This is a genomic window from Acinetobacter silvestris, assembly GCF_002135235.1.
GTDB classification, from domain to species: domain Bacteria; phylum Pseudomonadota; class Gammaproteobacteria; order Pseudomonadales; family Moraxellaceae; genus Acinetobacter; species Acinetobacter silvestris.
Genome location: NZ_NEGB01000004.1, coordinates 18,030 through 32,981 on the forward strand (window position 1 = coordinate 18,030; position 14,952 = coordinate 32,981).

Genomic DNA, 14,952 nt, shown 5'->3' on the forward strand with positions numbered 1-14,952 from the left:
GACATAATTTTGTAAAATTAGGACAGACCTGTGTATACCTTAACGCGAAGTGCCAGTCTCACTAACTTTGAACACGTGGCCCAGTCATTGGGATTAGATCCATTCCATATGCTTCGGATTGCTCAACTGCCAACTACAGTCTTTGATGATCCAAATCTGATGATCAGTGCAACCTCAGTCGGATGGCTGTTGGAGGAGTCGGCACGCCTATCCGCTCAAGAATCTTTCGGACTCTTGCTGGCAGAAACAAGAAGCTTAGCCAACTTAGGAATGTTAGCGCTGGTATTACGAGATGAGTCCACATTACGCGCAGCGATGCAATCTGGCATCCGCTATATGCGATTACATAATGCCGGCGTGCACTTACATCTTCAGGATATAGGTGATGTCGTACTACTACATATGGGTGCCAATATGCAAGGAGGGTATGGCATTTGGCGGCAGACAATAGAAATGTCAACCGGCATCCTATTGAAGATTTTCCAAGTACTGAGCGGAAATACCTTTCGACCAGTCAGAGTGACTTTCACACATGAACCACCCGCGAATCTTGAAGTACATCATCGCGTGTTAGGTACTAATATTGAATTTTCACAAGAATACAATGCCATCGTTTACCGTAAACGCGACTTGGACCTACCTATCCCTAAAGCCGATCCGACAATGCATCGTGAAGTGAAGCGATGGTTGGACATGGAACTGGTTAAACTCCACGACGAACCTGTATTACGGACGCGCCAGATCGTCAGAATGCTGCTGCCAAGCGGACTTTGCTCCGTTGATCAAATTGCTCAGCATCTAGGCATGCATCGACGTACTCTTAACCGACATCTAGCAGCAGAAGGTGAAAATGTCACTACTATCATTAATGCTGTACGTGCTGATCTCGCCAAAGAATATCTGACCACCAGCAGACGCCGATTATATGAAGTTTCCGAGCTTCTCGGCTTTTCCTCTTCCGCAGATTTTTCGCGTTGGTTCCGCAGTCAATTCGGTAAAACGCCTTCGAATTGGGCGACTCAATATCGTAAAAACAAGGCAAAGCCTTTTTCACATAAACTAGAAGATACAAAATAGGATTATTAAATTTAACTCACTAACTAACTAGCTCCCAATTTCACCCATTACCCGACTCTTCACATACTTTCTAGAAGTATACGAATGCTATTTTCGCGTAATTATCGGATTAACTGTCTCAATATGTTAAAAATACGTCCTAAAAAACCAAATAAAATACAATTGTAATGCGTATATTAGATCTCATAGCCAAGGAAATGGTGCCCTCTCAGCCCACTTAAAGGCTTTAAACGCTCGCCAGCGCACAATAACAAATCGGAGATATCAATGACATCTAACGCTGTAATGCAAAATACTATTCCACAGTCAAAGCCTGTCGCACCAGCAATCATTCGCCCATCGGTGCTTCAACATTCTTTTAAAGTTGAAATTTGTACACCCTCCATTGGTGCAGAACTCAGTAACATCAATCTGGCTGATGCAGCGCATGATCCAGAGATGATTGCGGAAATCCGTGCGCTCTGGCTCAAACACAAAGTACTATTTTTCCGCGACCAAAATATCACTCCGATGGAACAACAAAATTTCGCTACGCAATTTGCTGAACTAGAAGCACATCCTCTAGCACCAAGCCATCCAGAAGCAGATAAGCTATTGATGCTATATCGTAATCTTGACCGAGATAAACCAAATTTTGTTGAAAAATTCAGTCGCGAAAATTTTTGGCATGCTGATGTCACGTTCAAAAAGGCGCCGCCACGTGGTGCGGTATTACGCTGTGAAATGGGCCCAGAAACGGGTGGCGATACGATGTGGTCCAATATGGTGATGGCTTATGAAAAGCTACCTGAAATGATCAAGCAACAAATTGATGGTCTATATGCTAAACATAGCTCTGAGCATGTATTTGCTTCCCAATTACCACGTGAACAACGCCATGCAATGGCAGCAAAGAATCCTGACGTTGAGCACCCAGTAGTGCTTACCCATCCAGAAACGGGTGAAAAAGTATTGTTCGTCAATTCTGCATTCACTACCCATTTTTCAAACTTTTACAACTTTGAAGATGTTCGTTACGGTCAAGATTTCATGCCAGAAGCCCATCATCTAATGAACTATCTCACCTCACAAGCTGCGATTCCAGAATACCAAGTCCGTCTAAAGTGGAGAACCAACACAGTTGCCATGTGGGACAACTTACAAGTTCAACATTACGCAGTCGCTGATTACGGCAATGCACCTAGAAAAATGTTACGCGCTACCCTCGCAGGCAAACCACTGGCCTAAGTATATTTAATCATTTTCAACCTAAAAGACCTTAAGCAAATCAATGGAGATAGATATGCTATACCAACAAATAGAAACCGCAGTTATCGATGGTGAGTCACTGCCTTGGGTACCATTAATTCCCTTTTCAGACAAAATATTACTGAAATATTTCAAGCTCGATCCAATTCGAGGCGAATGGATCGTTATGATGAAGGTGCCATTCGGCGTATCCATGCCCAAACATCATCATACTGGTACAGTCATGGTTTACACTATCGAAGGTAAGTGGAGATATATAGAACATGATTGGGTAGCTACTCCAGGCAGTATTGTTTTTGAGACTGCTGCATCAAGTCATACTTTTGAAGTCGTTGAAGTAGGTGAAAGCGGATATTCGACCACATTGGTTCAAGTGAGTGGTGAACTATTGTTCCTCGACGAAAATGAGAATATCATTGCATCCGAGAACTGGAAGACCTCACTAGATCGTTACCTTGCCTATTGTGAACAACATAACATCACACCGAAAGATCTCACAGCATTCAATTAATGTGTAATTCTATTTAATGCAATGCTGAAAAAATTAAAAAAATATTAATAAAGAATGGAAGCGCAGCTTCCATTCTTTATTTCATATCAAAGATTCACGTTAAATAAAAATCAACAGTACAGGTTTTATCTGATAGTTTTCTAATTTTTTAGGCTTTTAATTGCCCATGAATTTTTAATGTTTTTTCACGTTTAGTTAAAATAAACATACGATGGCAAGCCAATACAGATGCCCCTAAATACAAAACTTAGCCCTAAAAAAATCATTCCTGACATTTTAATAATAAAAGTAATTAGGCCACTCTAGCAGTGAACTTCTTCCTTAATTGCCACAGCAATATTAGTAGTAACTTCTCCCAACCGCACCAGTCCCGCCAACGCCACTACTAGTTCTATTGGTAGTAAGCCCAATAGTATTAAAACACTAAAAAGGTAAAGTATAAAACTTACCTATTTCTATTTTAATCTGATCATTCTAGAGTTAATTTATTACTAATGATCATTAGTAATAAACTTCGAAGAGTACCTTTGTCGTTATAGGATAAATATCTGTCGTCATATGAAAAGTGATTTGTACCTTGAGTATTGTAGTTTTAGCTATTGTTTTTCACACCCTAAACAAAATACAAAACATGGATTTTAAAGATGTCGTACAGGCACATCAAGGTTGAAAAATACATAGAACGATAAGTCTATCACTTTTGTAATATGAAAGGATTTTTATGCAAATTGAACAATTAACTTGCCATATAGGTGCAGAACTGAGTGGTATTAACTTGGCAGATGCGATTCATGATGATGATTTATTTTCTGAAATTCGTACACAACTTCTTAAGCATCGTGTTTTATTCTTACGAGATCAACCATTGACTGGGGCTGAGCATGTTGCATTTGCAAAACGTTTTGGGGAACTAGAAGACCATCCTGTACTTGGAAACAACCCAGAAAACCCCGGATTGGTACAAATTTATAAAAGACCTGATCAGCCACAAGATCGTTATGAGAACGCATGGCATACGGACGCCACTTGGCGTGATGCCCCACCGATGGGGGCAGTGTTACGTTGTGTTGAGTGTCCACCAGTGGGTGGTGATACAATGTGGACAAATATGGTACAGGCTTATGAAAATTTACCTGAAGATGTAAAGATAAAAATTGATGGTCTTCGTGCACGTCACAGTATTGAGGCTAGTTTTGGTGCTGCAATGCCTATTGAAAAGCGTTTAGCACTAAAGGAAAAGTTTCCAGATGCTGAACATCCTATAGTTCGTATTCATCCTGAAACAGGTGAAAAAGTCTTGTTTGTTAATAGCTACACGACTCATATCAGTAATTATCACACACCTGAACGTGTAAGATTTGGGCAGGATGCTAATCCTGGTGCAGCAGACCTATTGCGTTACTTAATATCACAAGCAGCTATTCCTGAATATCAAGTCCGTTGGCGTTGGAAGCCTAATAGTATTGCAATTTGGGATAATCGCAGTACACAACATTATGCAGTTATGGACTACCCTGCCTGTCATCGAAAAATGGAACGAGCAGCTATTATTGGTGATCGAACATACTAAATTTATATGTTTATTTGCTCCACCCAATCCGTTCTACAGAATATCTATAAATTATTAAATTTCACCAAATATTCCGTAGAGCTCAAATTATGAGCTCTACGGAATTTATCTTTATTTTTCCTAAAATCAGCATATTACGCAAAATACTTATGTTAGAACACATTTGAGGCGTCTATATTTCAACCAAAAAATATCTAATCTATGATAGTTTTATTACCATAAACTAAATACAAATTAGAGACAGCGCACTCTGTAAGACTGAATTTTCCTAACCTAATTAATTTACTGCCCTCACACTTTCTTGTAATCCCTGATGAATATCTTGCACGAAACCATCCCCCTGATTAAATTTAGGCTTAACCTTAGTTTTTGATTCAGGCTGTATTTGTTCAGATTCAATTTTTTCATCCACATAAAACTCATCAACTACATCTAACCCCTCATCACTGTTGACCTCAAACCGTGCATTCGCAAAACCTTGTCTTGCCACATGATCTAAAGCCTCTTGATAAAACCCTGCGGCCTTACTCTGCTCATCAATCTGTTTGGCTTGAACAATGGCATCATTCAAACTAACACCCTCGCGTAAAGTGAGATCGACGTAATACACGGGGGTTCGGTAACTTTGTGTGGTGGACTTACCTCGAAGTGTCAGCTGTAACGGCAAACATGAAAGGAGACCATTGGATGCAGCATGGTAGTAAGATAAACGTGCTGCCAAGGTACGGATGCTATTAAAACCTGTGGTTCTAAAAATAAACGTGCCCAATTCATCCGATTCATCTAAGTTCACGTGCAAACGGCCATACGGTTTACAGTTACCGCCTTGTGCCAAGGGACATAAATCAGGCGATGGACATGGGTGATGTTCAATACCTTGATTAGTTAGACGCTGACAAGTTTCACCATTACCCACACACACTGGTCGCCCTGTTTGTCTGTCAAATAAACTGTACTCCGCGCGTAGATTGAGTTCAGGATCATTGAAGATCATCCGTACTGGAATGGTTCTAAGTTTCTGGTTTTGATTGGGCGCTTTAGCTCGAAGCTGTTCATCTAAAGGATGCTTAATCCAACCTTCTTTATTTTGGATTTGGCTGGTAATGGTAAATTGGTCATCTTTTTCAGGTAGGCGTTTACCGTTCTTCTCGACCATCTTACCAATGCTGATTCTGCCCAATATCGGTGGCGTAATTACTAAACCTTTAATCATATTATTTTCCTCATTCAGTTATTTTTTACGTTTGTCTGGTTGATATGTAAGAAACCAATCAACTTTAAAATGCATATAAATCTTCGCAATTCAGTCCATTTAGTTCTCTGTAGGTACTTCGGTGCTTACAGGGAACGGGGGCTGTTTTGCGATTTTTTGCAGATATGCGCTTAGATTGGATTAGGGTTAAGATGAAATTTGTTTATTCATCATCATGGCTATAGATGTTAAAGCGCCGTGTACCCTGCTTGCTTTGCGGAAACTGGTGCAACATTTCAGGGTGCATTTTTAATAAGGCTTTACTGTCTAAGCTGATCGAATCTTTGGCCTTTTTCCATGTCACTGATCCTGCCTTAAAAGTCGCGCGTTCTGCTTCTTGCATTTGGGCTTGCAGTTGATGCTTGAGTTGATCAAATTGCTGTTGATGCTTTTCAACTTGATTGCGCGCTTGAATCAGTTGCTCTAATCAGGAAAAACTGTTTTGCATCCAATGGCGTATTCAAAGAACATTATATGGCCAGTATTACCTGAATATGTTGGTCTATCATGATGATCAATATCAGTTGCAACTGCCTCAGGATCAAAACCTGTTATCACATGCTTTCGATGATGAACAGCAAACCATTAAATTAGATTTATCTAATGTTTTGACTCAGAATATTAAAATTGAACGTGATAATTTTCAGGGCACCAATTTAGCAGAGTGGAAAGTAATTTTTAACAGCATGCTCTATCCTGTGAAGTATTACTATTACCAATCCAAAGTCATATCAGCAAAATTTGAGTACATCGTTTACTAATTGTATTTGACTCGAATTTTCAACAGCCCAATACTTATTTATTGGGCTTTTTTATTCGTTAAAAATAGTTATAAGAGCTTCGGTGAATTTAAACTAATTTAATGCTCATTCCTATAACGTCCTAAATGTACCTAATTGATATGATCTAATCCAAAATTTTATGTGGGGTAGGTTGTGGGGTAAAACCATAGACAAGAAAAAAGCCCTTGCAAATACAAGGGCTTAGATCAAAATTTGGCGGAAGCGGTGAGATTCGAACTCACGGAGGGGGTAAACCCTCGTCGGTTTTCAAGACCGGTGCATTAAACCGCTCTGCCACGCTTCCATGTGCGCAAGAATACTAAGCTTTTATATTGATGACAAGGAAAAAATAAGCTTAAAGCATTCAAGTGCATATTGTTTCACCAGTTTTCTATAATTTGGCTGCCAATTCAGCACCCTCACGTATAGCTCGCTTCGCATCGAGCTCTGCAGCAAGTTTTGCACCACCAATAATATGATAGTTAGCTAGTGTGTTTTCCCCATCAGCAGGCATTAAATCCTTAACCGATTCTTGCCCTGCACAAACCACAATAGTATCAACACGTAGTAATTGATCATGACCATTAGTTTCAATCCATAAACCTTCATTGGTCACGGCCTTGTATTGAACCCCACGCATCATTTTAACCGCATGCTTTTTCAATTGAGCACGATGCACCCAACCTGAGGTCTTACCTAAACCAATACCTAATGGTGTGGTTTTACGTTGCAATAAATAAATCTGGCGAACTGGTACATCAACTTCTGCCGGAACAAAACCACCCTCTGTCATATAATTTGGATTTTGGTCTACCCCCCATTCTCGTTTCCAATGATCGAGTGGTTGAGGTTGTGGCTGATGTTCAGGTTTCAATAAAAATTCAGATACATCAAAACCAATACCGCCTGCACCTATTACAGCCACCTTATTCCCAACAGGTGCACCACGTAGTACTTGAGCATAAGATAGTACTTGAGGAGCCGTAGCACCCTCAATTTTCAATCCTCGTGGAATGACCCCCGTTGCAACAATCACCTCATCATAGCCTTCGCGCTCTAACTGCTCACGATTCACTTTGGTATTTAAACGTAGTTCTACGCCCGTTTTTTCAATTTGAACTTTGAAATAACGAATCGTTTCGTGAAACTCTTCTTTGCCTGGCACAACTTTAGCTAAATTAAACTGACCACCAACCTCTTTCGCAGCTTCAAATAAAGTGACTTGATGACCACGAGTTGCAGCCACTGTTGCAGCTGACATCCCTGCAACGCCTCCACCCACAACCGCAATTTTTTTCGGTTTTTTAGTTTTGAGATAAACCAATTCGGTTTCATACGCAGCACGTGGATTAACCAAACATGTAGCACGCTTATTTTTAAAAGTATGATCAAGACAAGCCTGATTACACGCAATACAGGTATTAATTTCATCCACACGATTGGTTGCAGTCTTATTGACCCAGAACGCATCAGCTAAAAGTGGTCGTGCCATCTGTACCATATCAGCTTTGCCTGATGCTAAAATCTCTTCAGCAGTTTCTGGCATATTAATACGATTCGATGCAATGACTGGCACATTAATATGCTTTTTCACTTCCGCGGTATAATCTACAAAGGCAGCACGGGGAACAGAAGTTACAATAGTAGGAACACGTGCCTCATGCCAGCCAATACCAGTATTTAATAAAGTAATTCCTGCTTTTTCCAAAGCTTGAGCAACGACAATGACTTCGTCCATGGTATTACCGTCATGCACAAGATCAAGCAAAGATAGACGGAAGCAAATAATAAATTTTTCACCAACGGTGGCACGTATTGCTTTCACAATTTCTACTGCAAAACGCATACGATTTTGAATATCGCCACCCCAACGATCATCACGTTGATTGACATGGCGACTTAAAAACTGATTCAGTAAATATCCCTCTGAACCCATAACTTCCACGCCATCATAGCCTGCTTTTTTGGCAATACTCGCTGTTTTAGCAAAATCAGCAATAGTATCTAAAATTTGCTTTTCACTCATTTGACGCGGTTTAAAGGGTGAAATAGGTGATTTAATTGGGCTCGCAGATACAACAAAAGGTTGATAACCATAACGTCCTGCATGCAAAATTTGCATTAAAATTTTTGCACCATGCTTATGTACGGCATGTGTGACTAAACGGTGCGGAGCAACATCGCCTAGAGTATTCATGGTACCGCCAGCAGGTAATAACCAACCTTGGCGATTAGGCGAAATACCCCCAGTAATAATTAATCCGACACCACCTTTAGCACGCTCCCCAAAATATGCCGCAAGTTTTGGATAATTATAAAATCGGTCTTCTAAACCTGTATGCATAGACCCCATCACGACACGATTTTTAATGGTCGTAAAGCCTAAATGTAGCGGTTTCAAAATATTTGCATAGCTAGTTGTCATGAGAGATCCTTTATATTTGGCTTTGCAACAAGTTGCATACTACTTTACCGACTTTTCATATTTTTATTATGACTTTTTAAATAATTTGTCCGCAAATAACTGTCAATTTGACATAAAAAAAGTGTGCTATTCAAGCTACACTTCCTATATTGCACAGGATCATAATTCACTTCAGTTTATGAAGATTTCCAATTTTTTAATTTTGATGTATGTCCAATACCAACATTAAAACTGTTGGTTGGGTCTAATTTTTGATAATGATTTTTCAATGCAGGCTTCGCCACATACAAATGCCCCACATTATGTTCTGCTGGATATTCTGCACCACGCTCATCCAGTAGATGCCACATTTGATGTTCTATCGCTAGAGGATCAACGCCCTTTTTAACAATATAATCCTGATGAAAGACGTGACAGAGAAAATGACCATAGTAAAGTTTATGAATCATCAAATCATCGATGTCTTTAGGTAAAGTTTCTAGCCATTCACGGTCATTACGGCGCAAAGCAATATCCAATGCCACAATATCTTCAACTTCGCTACGATGGGTATCCCGATAGCGAATGGCAGCGCCAGCAACCGCAAAGCGATGTAAAAAGGCTTTACGACCTTCATCCTCAGTACAGAGAAAATAATGACCTGAAGATTGTGCAGCAAAATAGTGTTTTAAAAATTGCTCAACCTGATCAACATCTTGATTTTCAATTCGAATGACTAAATGATGTTCATACAAATCACGGAATTCATTCATGCGCTTCGGTAAATGGTTTGGCATAAATTTGGTGATGAGTTGTAAAACCTTATCTGACAGTCCTTTCATGCCAAATTTTTCAAGATAACCATCAACCTTATCTTTCATGGCAAAAGCTGCTGGCACTTTAGCTGTACCAAACTTTTCAATAAACATGAAAGTATCTTTACCGTATTCCGCACCAATGTCATAAGCCACACGGTGAATATATTCGCCTGCGATGGGCAAGCGTGGTAAATCTTTGAGTAAAAAACGACGAATTTCGGTTAAATCATCCTGCGAATTTGTACCGACATAGAACACTTGACTTGGGATTTTTTCAAAAGTATCGAGGCGTACTGCAAAAACACACACTTTCCCTGCTGAACCCGATGCTTCAAATAAACGCGATGGATCTGCATTAAAACGTGCTGGGGTATTTTCATCGACCTGTTTGACATCATGTGCATAACGCTGATCCGATGCACAACAGCTTGAATCATGTTGAATATCATTGATTTGATATTGCTGATTTTCCAATTTAGATAAAATTTCTTCAGCCGTCGTACCTAAATCCACACCCAAATGATTCACCAGTTCTAGCTGACCGAATTCATTGACTCGTGCATACAGTGCTAGCTCAGTATAAGCAGGCCCACGACGTACCAATGCTCCACCCGAGTTATTACAAACGCCACCCAAAACTGATGCACCAATACATGATGAACCAATCACTGAATGAGGTTCACGGTCAAATGGTGACAATTCTTTTTCCAGTCGATCCAGTGTTGCACCTGGTAAACAAATCACTTGCTGACCGTCATTAATCACTTGAATCCCTGCTAAACGGCGGGTACTGATTAAAACGACTGGACGATCATAATCATCGCCAAAAGGTGTTGAACCACCCGTGAGTCCAGTATTTGCAGCTTGCATAATCACAACACAATCTGCGTCGACTGCGGTTTGTAAAACATGCCATTGCTCAATTAAAGAACCCGGAGCAACGACAGCCAAAACCTGCCCTGAACCATAGCGACGACCCTGACGGTATAAGCGTGTATCATGATCATCGGTCAAAACGTGTGCTTTACCCACGATATTGATGAGTTTATAAATGGTTTGCTGTGAATCTGATTGGGATTGCATATTCCATATCCTGTTTACGAATCCTTATTCAATATCAATCAACAAGGCATTCATTACGACGGAGGCTTTTTAATATTATTTATATTTCTGGATAAAACTTCGGTTCGACCTACCTTGCGAAATATATTTCTCATTTCAGGAAAAGCAGGCAAAACCATTGTCATCCGCAAAACTCGGCAAAGACCATCTTTCTTTTCAATACATTCTTCGCAGAAACATTATTTTGAATAATGTAGTCCTGCCTCAAACCATTGCAGATGACACTTTCGTGTATCAAACTTAGCGATTAAGTTTGTATTTCATTTTCATTCAGAATATAAATCACCCAAGCAACTCTTTATTCAACTTCACCAAACAATCAGAATTAATATCCGCAATGGTTTTTGCACCTGTCAATGTCATCGCAACACGCATTTCTTTATCAATTAAATCCAATAAATTAGAAACACCCTCACCCCCCGCAGCAGCTAAGGCATAGACAAATGCACGACCCAACATACAAGTATCGGCACCCATCGCCAACATACGAACGACGTCTAATCCATTACGAATGCCTGAATCGACTAGAATTTTAATATCGCCTTTCACCGCATCTGCAATTGGAGGTAACGCACGAGCAGAAGATAAAACACCATCTAACTGACGACCACCATGGTTTGAAACCACAATCCCATCGGCACCAAAACGCACCGCATCCTTAGCATCTTCAGGATCTAAAATGCCTTTGATGACCATTGGTCCATCCCAGAATTCACGAATCCACTCTAAGTCTTTCCATGATATAGATGGATCAAAGTTATTTCCCAACCAGCCAATATAATCTTCAAGACCTGTTGGTTTACCCAAGTATTTTGAAATATTACCTAAGTCATGTGGACGACCAAGCAAACCAACATTCCATGCCCAGTGTGGATGCATACACGATTGCATATAACGACGCATCGCTGCATTTGGACCACTCATGCCTGAATGTGCATCACGGTAACGTGCACCCGGAACTGGCATATCAACGGTAAAAACCAAAGTTGAGCAACCTGCTGCTTTAGCACGTTCCAAGGCATTTTTCATAAAGCCACGGTCACGCAGTACATATAATTGGAACCACATTGGACGTTTGATTGCAGGTGCGACTTCTTCAATGGGACAGACTGAAACGGTGGATAAGGTAAATGGAATGCCCTTTTTATCCGCAGCAACAGCGGCTTGAACTTCACCTCGACGCGCATACATGCCTGTTAAACCCACAGGTGATAATGCAACAGGCATCGATAAGGTTTCATCAAAAAGCTTGGTTTCCAAGCTCAATTGTGACATGTCATTTAGAACACGTTGCCTAAGCGCAATTTTTGATAAGTCTTCTACATTACGTTGCAGTGTATATTCCGCATTCGCACCACCATCAATGTAATGAAATAAGAAAGGCGGTAAACGACGTCTCGCGGCTTCACGATAATCATTAGCAGAAGAAATAATCATAGTTATATCCTGTTTAATCGACTGGCACGCTGACGACGGGCTTCTTCCTCATCAATCATACGCACTTGTTGAACTACAAACTCAATATGTCCACAGACTGCTGTTCGAGCAGCTTCTGGGTCTTTACGTTCAATTGCATCCATCACTTGATAATGTTGATCATGCAATTGATCAAAACGATGCGATTCTGAATAGACTTTTCGTCGCCCCAAAACCACGTTAAATTTTAATAAATCAAATAAGCCCCGCATCATTTGGATCAAAACCAAATTATGGGAAGCTTCAGCAATCGCCAAATGAAATTGAGCATCGGCAATAGAGGCTTGCTCATCGTCAGCTAACGACTGGAAATGGGTAATTTCTTCATAGAAATGGCGAATTTTCACCAAATCTTCTTTGGTCGCACGTTGTGCCGCATACCATGCTGTGCCACCTTCTAGAATGATGCGCGCTTCCTGCACATCAAAACGATAGGCAGGATCTTCATCAATCAACATACTTAAAGGTTGCACAATTTGATATTGCGACCAATTAGTCGGCAATTGCTGCAAAAAATTCCCCGCGCCAACTTTACTCACCAACATACCGGTACTGGTCAATTGTTGAATCGCTTCACGTAAAGAAGAACGCGACACGCCAAGTTGTTCACATAATTTCCGTTCCGCAGGCAAACGGTCTCCGATCTGCATATTGGTTTGTTCGATCAACATGCGAAGGTTTTGTACCACTTTATCGGAGACTTTCATTCTGGTTGTACTCAATTGCGTGTTATGGAATCATCCATGGGAACACATAGGCTTGTAAGGTCACAATAATACCAATCATCACCGTAAAAGTTATACTGTGTTTAACGGTAAAACGAAACAGATCCGACTCTTTACCGACTAAACCTACCGCTGCACAGGCAATGGCAATCGACTGAGGAGAAATCATTTTCCCCGTCACACCACCACTAGTATTTGCAGCAACCAATAAGACTTCTGGCACACCAATTTGTTGCGCAGTCGTGGCCTGTAGTGCAGAAAACAATGCATTGGCTGATGTATCTGAACCCGTCAAAAATACACCAATCCAACCTAAGAAGGGTGAGAAGAAAGTAAACGCTTGACCCGTATGCGCCAGTGCCAAAGCCAATGTTGCAGACATTCCTGAATAGTTCGCGATAAATGCAAAAGACAACACCATACCAATCGAATAAATCGGTGTTTTAAGATCATTAAACGTTTCAGCAAAGGTTTTTAATGCATCACGTGGTTTCATTTTCAAGTAAATGATGGTGATGATGGCAGCAATCATGATTGCTGTACCTGTTGCAGAGAACCAATCAAATTTATAAATGGCATCGTAGTCCTTAATTTCAGGAACCACAGGTGGCATTTTCTGAATCATTTGATGCAAATACGGTATTTTTATTGAGAATACCAAGTCATTCAGTGCACCACCTTTCGCAAACAAATCTTTAAACGGCTTAATACTCCAAATCGTCACCATGACGGTTAACACTGCAAATGGAGACCATGCTTTAGCAATTTGACCCAAACTGTATTGCTTACGTGTTTCAGCAACAACATTTTCATCCACTTTAATATCTTCATCTTGGAAGCGGAAAATATGCTTTGGCTGCCAGTATTTTAATAACAAGGTTAAGCTGACCAATGAAGCAATTGCTGCGGTAACATCGGGTAGTTCTGGACCCACAAAATTTGAGGTTAAATATTGCGCTAAAGAGAATGAAAGACTTGCCACAAAAATTGCGGGCCATGTTTCTTTCACCCCACGCCAGCCATCCATAATCGCCATGATCCAGATCAATACAATCGGTACCATAAATGGTAATTGACGACCCACCATCTGACTGATTTCCATGGTGTCTACACCAGAAACCTGACCTGCGACAATAATAGGAATCCCCATAGCACCAAAGGCAACGGGTGCTGTATTCACAATTAAACATAGCCCTGCTGCATAGAGTGGTTTAAATCCTAATCCCACCAATAAAGCGGCGGTAATTGCGACTGGTGCACCAAAGCCTGCCGCACCCTCAAGGAAAGTACCAAAGGCAAAACCCACCAACAGCATTTGCAAACGCTGATCTTCAGTAATAGACAAAATCGAAGCACGAATAATGTCAAATTGACCCGTTTTTACTGAAATTTTATATAGAAACAATGCGCCAAGAATAATCCAAGCAATTGGCCATAAACCATATAAAAAGCCATAAGCCATGGATGCAAATGCCATCGCAACGGGCATTTGGTATGCAAAAAGAGAAACAAGCAATGCCAAAACAACAGTGATTGTTCCTGCGACACTACCCTTCATACGAAATACGGCAAGTGCCAGAAAGAAAAAAATAATTGGAATAAGCGCAACGCTACTGGAAATCCAGATATTGCCCATAGGATCGTAATTCTGTTGCCAATGTTGCAGCATTGTCATCTCCTTGAAATGCTTGCGAGGATGTTAAGAGTGGTTTGGCTATCATTCATCTGAAAATCAATATTGGTAATACCAATTTTATTAAAACCAAGAATTAATCCAGATAATATGCCTTTATATTAGTTTCTGCTGATTTAAAGATCAATATTGGTCTGAATTTATTTTATATTGGTCATACCAATAATCAGAATAATTCGTTGATAATTCCAGTTTAAAATTCAGACCAAATAAAGTTAACAATATGATTTACTTTTTTATTTTTACAACTTAAGTCAAAGAATATCTCGCCACA

Annotated in this window: 11 protein-coding genes, 1 tRNA gene and 1 pseudogene; 5 read left to right on the plus strand and 8 right to left on the minus strand. The window is 40.3% G+C overall.

What is annotated here, in order from left to right; genetic code table 11:
* Nucleotides 1-30: 30 nt before the first annotated feature.
* The 4 genes from B9T28_RS07875 (at nucleotide 31) to B9T28_RS07890 (ending at nucleotide 4,406) form a co-directional block, all read left to right on the plus strand.
* Nucleotides 31-1,077 carry an AraC family transcriptional regulator gene (locus B9T28_RS07875; RefSeq protein ID WP_086203447.1) on the plus strand — a complete coding sequence of 349 codons (1,047 nt, stop codon included), beginning with the start codon at nucleotides 31-33 and terminating at the stop codon, nucleotides 1,075-1,077.
* Between the two features lie 267 nt (nucleotides 1,078-1,344).
* Nucleotides 1,345-2,304, plus strand: coding sequence for a TauD/TfdA dioxygenase family protein (locus B9T28_RS07880; protein ID WP_252053560.1), 960 nt, complete (start codon nucleotides 1,345-1,347; stop codon nucleotides 2,302-2,304).
* 55 nt (nucleotides 2,305-2,359) lie between these two features.
* A complete protein-coding gene (locus B9T28_RS07885; RefSeq protein WP_086203448.1) occupies nucleotides 2,360-2,836 on the plus strand; it encodes a 2,4'-dihydroxyacetophenone dioxygenase family protein in 477 nt (158 codons plus the stop codon).
* Nucleotides 2,837-3,557: 721 nt separating this feature from the next.
* Nucleotides 3,558-4,406 (plus strand): TauD/TfdA dioxygenase family protein, encoded by an 849-nt coding sequence (locus B9T28_RS07890; RefSeq protein WP_086203449.1) that lies wholly within the window; start codon nucleotides 3,558-3,560, stop codon nucleotides 4,404-4,406.
* A gap of 277 nt (nucleotides 4,407-4,683) precedes the next feature.
* Here B9T28_RS07890 and B9T28_RS07895 read toward each other — a convergent pair whose 3' ends face one another.
* On the minus strand, nucleotides 4,684-5,619 hold the full coding sequence (locus B9T28_RS07895) for a recombination directionality factor (protein ID WP_086203450.1): 936 nt from the start codon (nucleotides 5,617-5,619) through the stop codon (nucleotides 4,684-4,686).
* 202 nt (nucleotides 5,620-5,821) lie between these two features.
* A pseudogene (locus tag B9T28_RS07900) lies at nucleotides 5,822-6,082 on the minus strand (YqaJ viral recombinase family nuclease); the annotation flags it as partial.
* A gap of 70 nt (nucleotides 6,083-6,152) precedes the next feature.
* Here B9T28_RS07900 and B9T28_RS07905 point away from each other — a divergent pair.
* A complete protein-coding gene (locus tag B9T28_RS07905) occupies nucleotides 6,153-6,419 on the plus strand; it encodes a hypothetical protein (protein WP_086203451.1) in 267 nt (88 codons plus the stop codon).
* A gap of 235 nt (nucleotides 6,420-6,654) precedes the next feature.
* Here the strand turns inward: B9T28_RS07905 and B9T28_RS07910 are convergent.
* The 6 genes from B9T28_RS07910 to lldP all read right to left on the minus strand — a co-directional run bounded on the left by B9T28_RS07910 (nucleotide 6,655) and on the right by lldP (nucleotide 14,660).
* Nucleotides 6,655-6,744 (minus strand) — tRNA-Ser (locus B9T28_RS07910).
* Nucleotides 6,745-6,831: 87 nt separating this feature from the next.
* The gene (locus B9T28_RS07915) at nucleotides 6,832-8,865 is read right to left on the minus strand and encodes an NADPH-dependent 2,4-dienoyl-CoA reductase (protein ID WP_086203452.1); all 2,034 of its coding nucleotides are present in this window, start codon (nucleotides 8,863-8,865) and stop codon (nucleotides 6,832-6,834) included.
* A 176-nt stretch (nucleotides 8,866-9,041) separates the two neighbouring features.
* Nucleotides 9,042-10,745: a D-lactate dehydrogenase gene (gene dld, locus B9T28_RS07920; RefSeq protein WP_086203453.1), complete on the minus strand. Its 1,704-nt coding sequence runs from the start codon at nucleotides 10,743-10,745 to the stop codon at nucleotides 9,042-9,044.
* Nucleotides 10,746-11,066: 321 nt separating this feature from the next.
* Entirely contained in the window at nucleotides 11,067-12,221 is a 1,155-nt protein-coding gene (gene lldD / locus B9T28_RS07925) for an FMN-dependent L-lactate dehydrogenase LldD (protein WP_086203454.1), read from the minus strand.
* A 2-nt stretch (nucleotides 12,222-12,223) separates the two neighbouring features.
* Nucleotides 12,224-12,967: a transcriptional regulator LldR gene (lldR, locus tag B9T28_RS07930; RefSeq protein WP_086203455.1), complete on the minus strand. Its 744-nt coding sequence runs from the start codon at nucleotides 12,965-12,967 to the stop codon at nucleotides 12,224-12,226.
* A gap of 22 nt (nucleotides 12,968-12,989) precedes the next feature.
* On the minus strand, nucleotides 12,990-14,660 hold the full coding sequence (gene lldP, locus B9T28_RS07935) for an L-lactate permease (RefSeq protein WP_171263481.1): 1,671 nt from the start codon (nucleotides 14,658-14,660) through the stop codon (nucleotides 12,990-12,992).
* Nucleotides 14,661-14,952 lie beyond the last annotated feature (292 nt).

Bases quoted from the DNA above. Each gene is read 5' to 3' on its own strand.
- B9T28_RS07890 (WP_086203449.1), top strand. From the start codon at position 3,558: ATGCAAATTGAACAATTAACTTGCCATATAGGTGCAGAACTGAGTGGT.
- B9T28_RS07905 (WP_086203451.1), top strand. From the start codon at position 6,153: ATGTTGGTCTATCATGATGATCAATATCAGTTGCAACTGCCTCAGGAT.
- B9T28_RS07895 (WP_086203450.1), bottom strand. From the start codon at position 5,619: ATGATTAAAGGTTTAGTAATTACGCCACCGATATTGGGCAGAATCAGC.
- lldD (WP_086203454.1), bottom strand. From the start codon at position 12,221: ATGATTATTTCTTCTGCTAATGATTATCGTGAAGCCGCGAGACGTCGT.
- lldR (WP_086203455.1), bottom strand. From the start codon at position 12,967: ATGAAAGTCTCCGATAAAGTGGTACAAAACCTTCGCATGTTGATCGAA.
- B9T28_RS07880 (WP_252053560.1), top strand. From the start codon at position 1,345: ATGACATCTAACGCTGTAATGCAAAATACTATTCCACAGTCAAAGCCT.
- lldP (WP_171263481.1), bottom strand. From the start codon at position 14,660: ATGACAATGCTGCAACATTGGCAACAGAATTACGATCCTATGGGCAAT.
- dld (WP_086203453.1), bottom strand. From the start codon at position 10,745: ATGCAATCCCAATCAGATTCACAGCAAACCATTTATAAACTCATCAAT.
- B9T28_RS07885 (WP_086203448.1), top strand. From the start codon at position 2,360: ATGCTATACCAACAAATAGAAACCGCAGTTATCGATGGTGAGTCACTG.
- B9T28_RS07915 (WP_086203452.1), bottom strand. From the start codon at position 8,865: ATGACAACTAGCTATGCAAATATTTTGAAACCGCTACATTTAGGCTTT.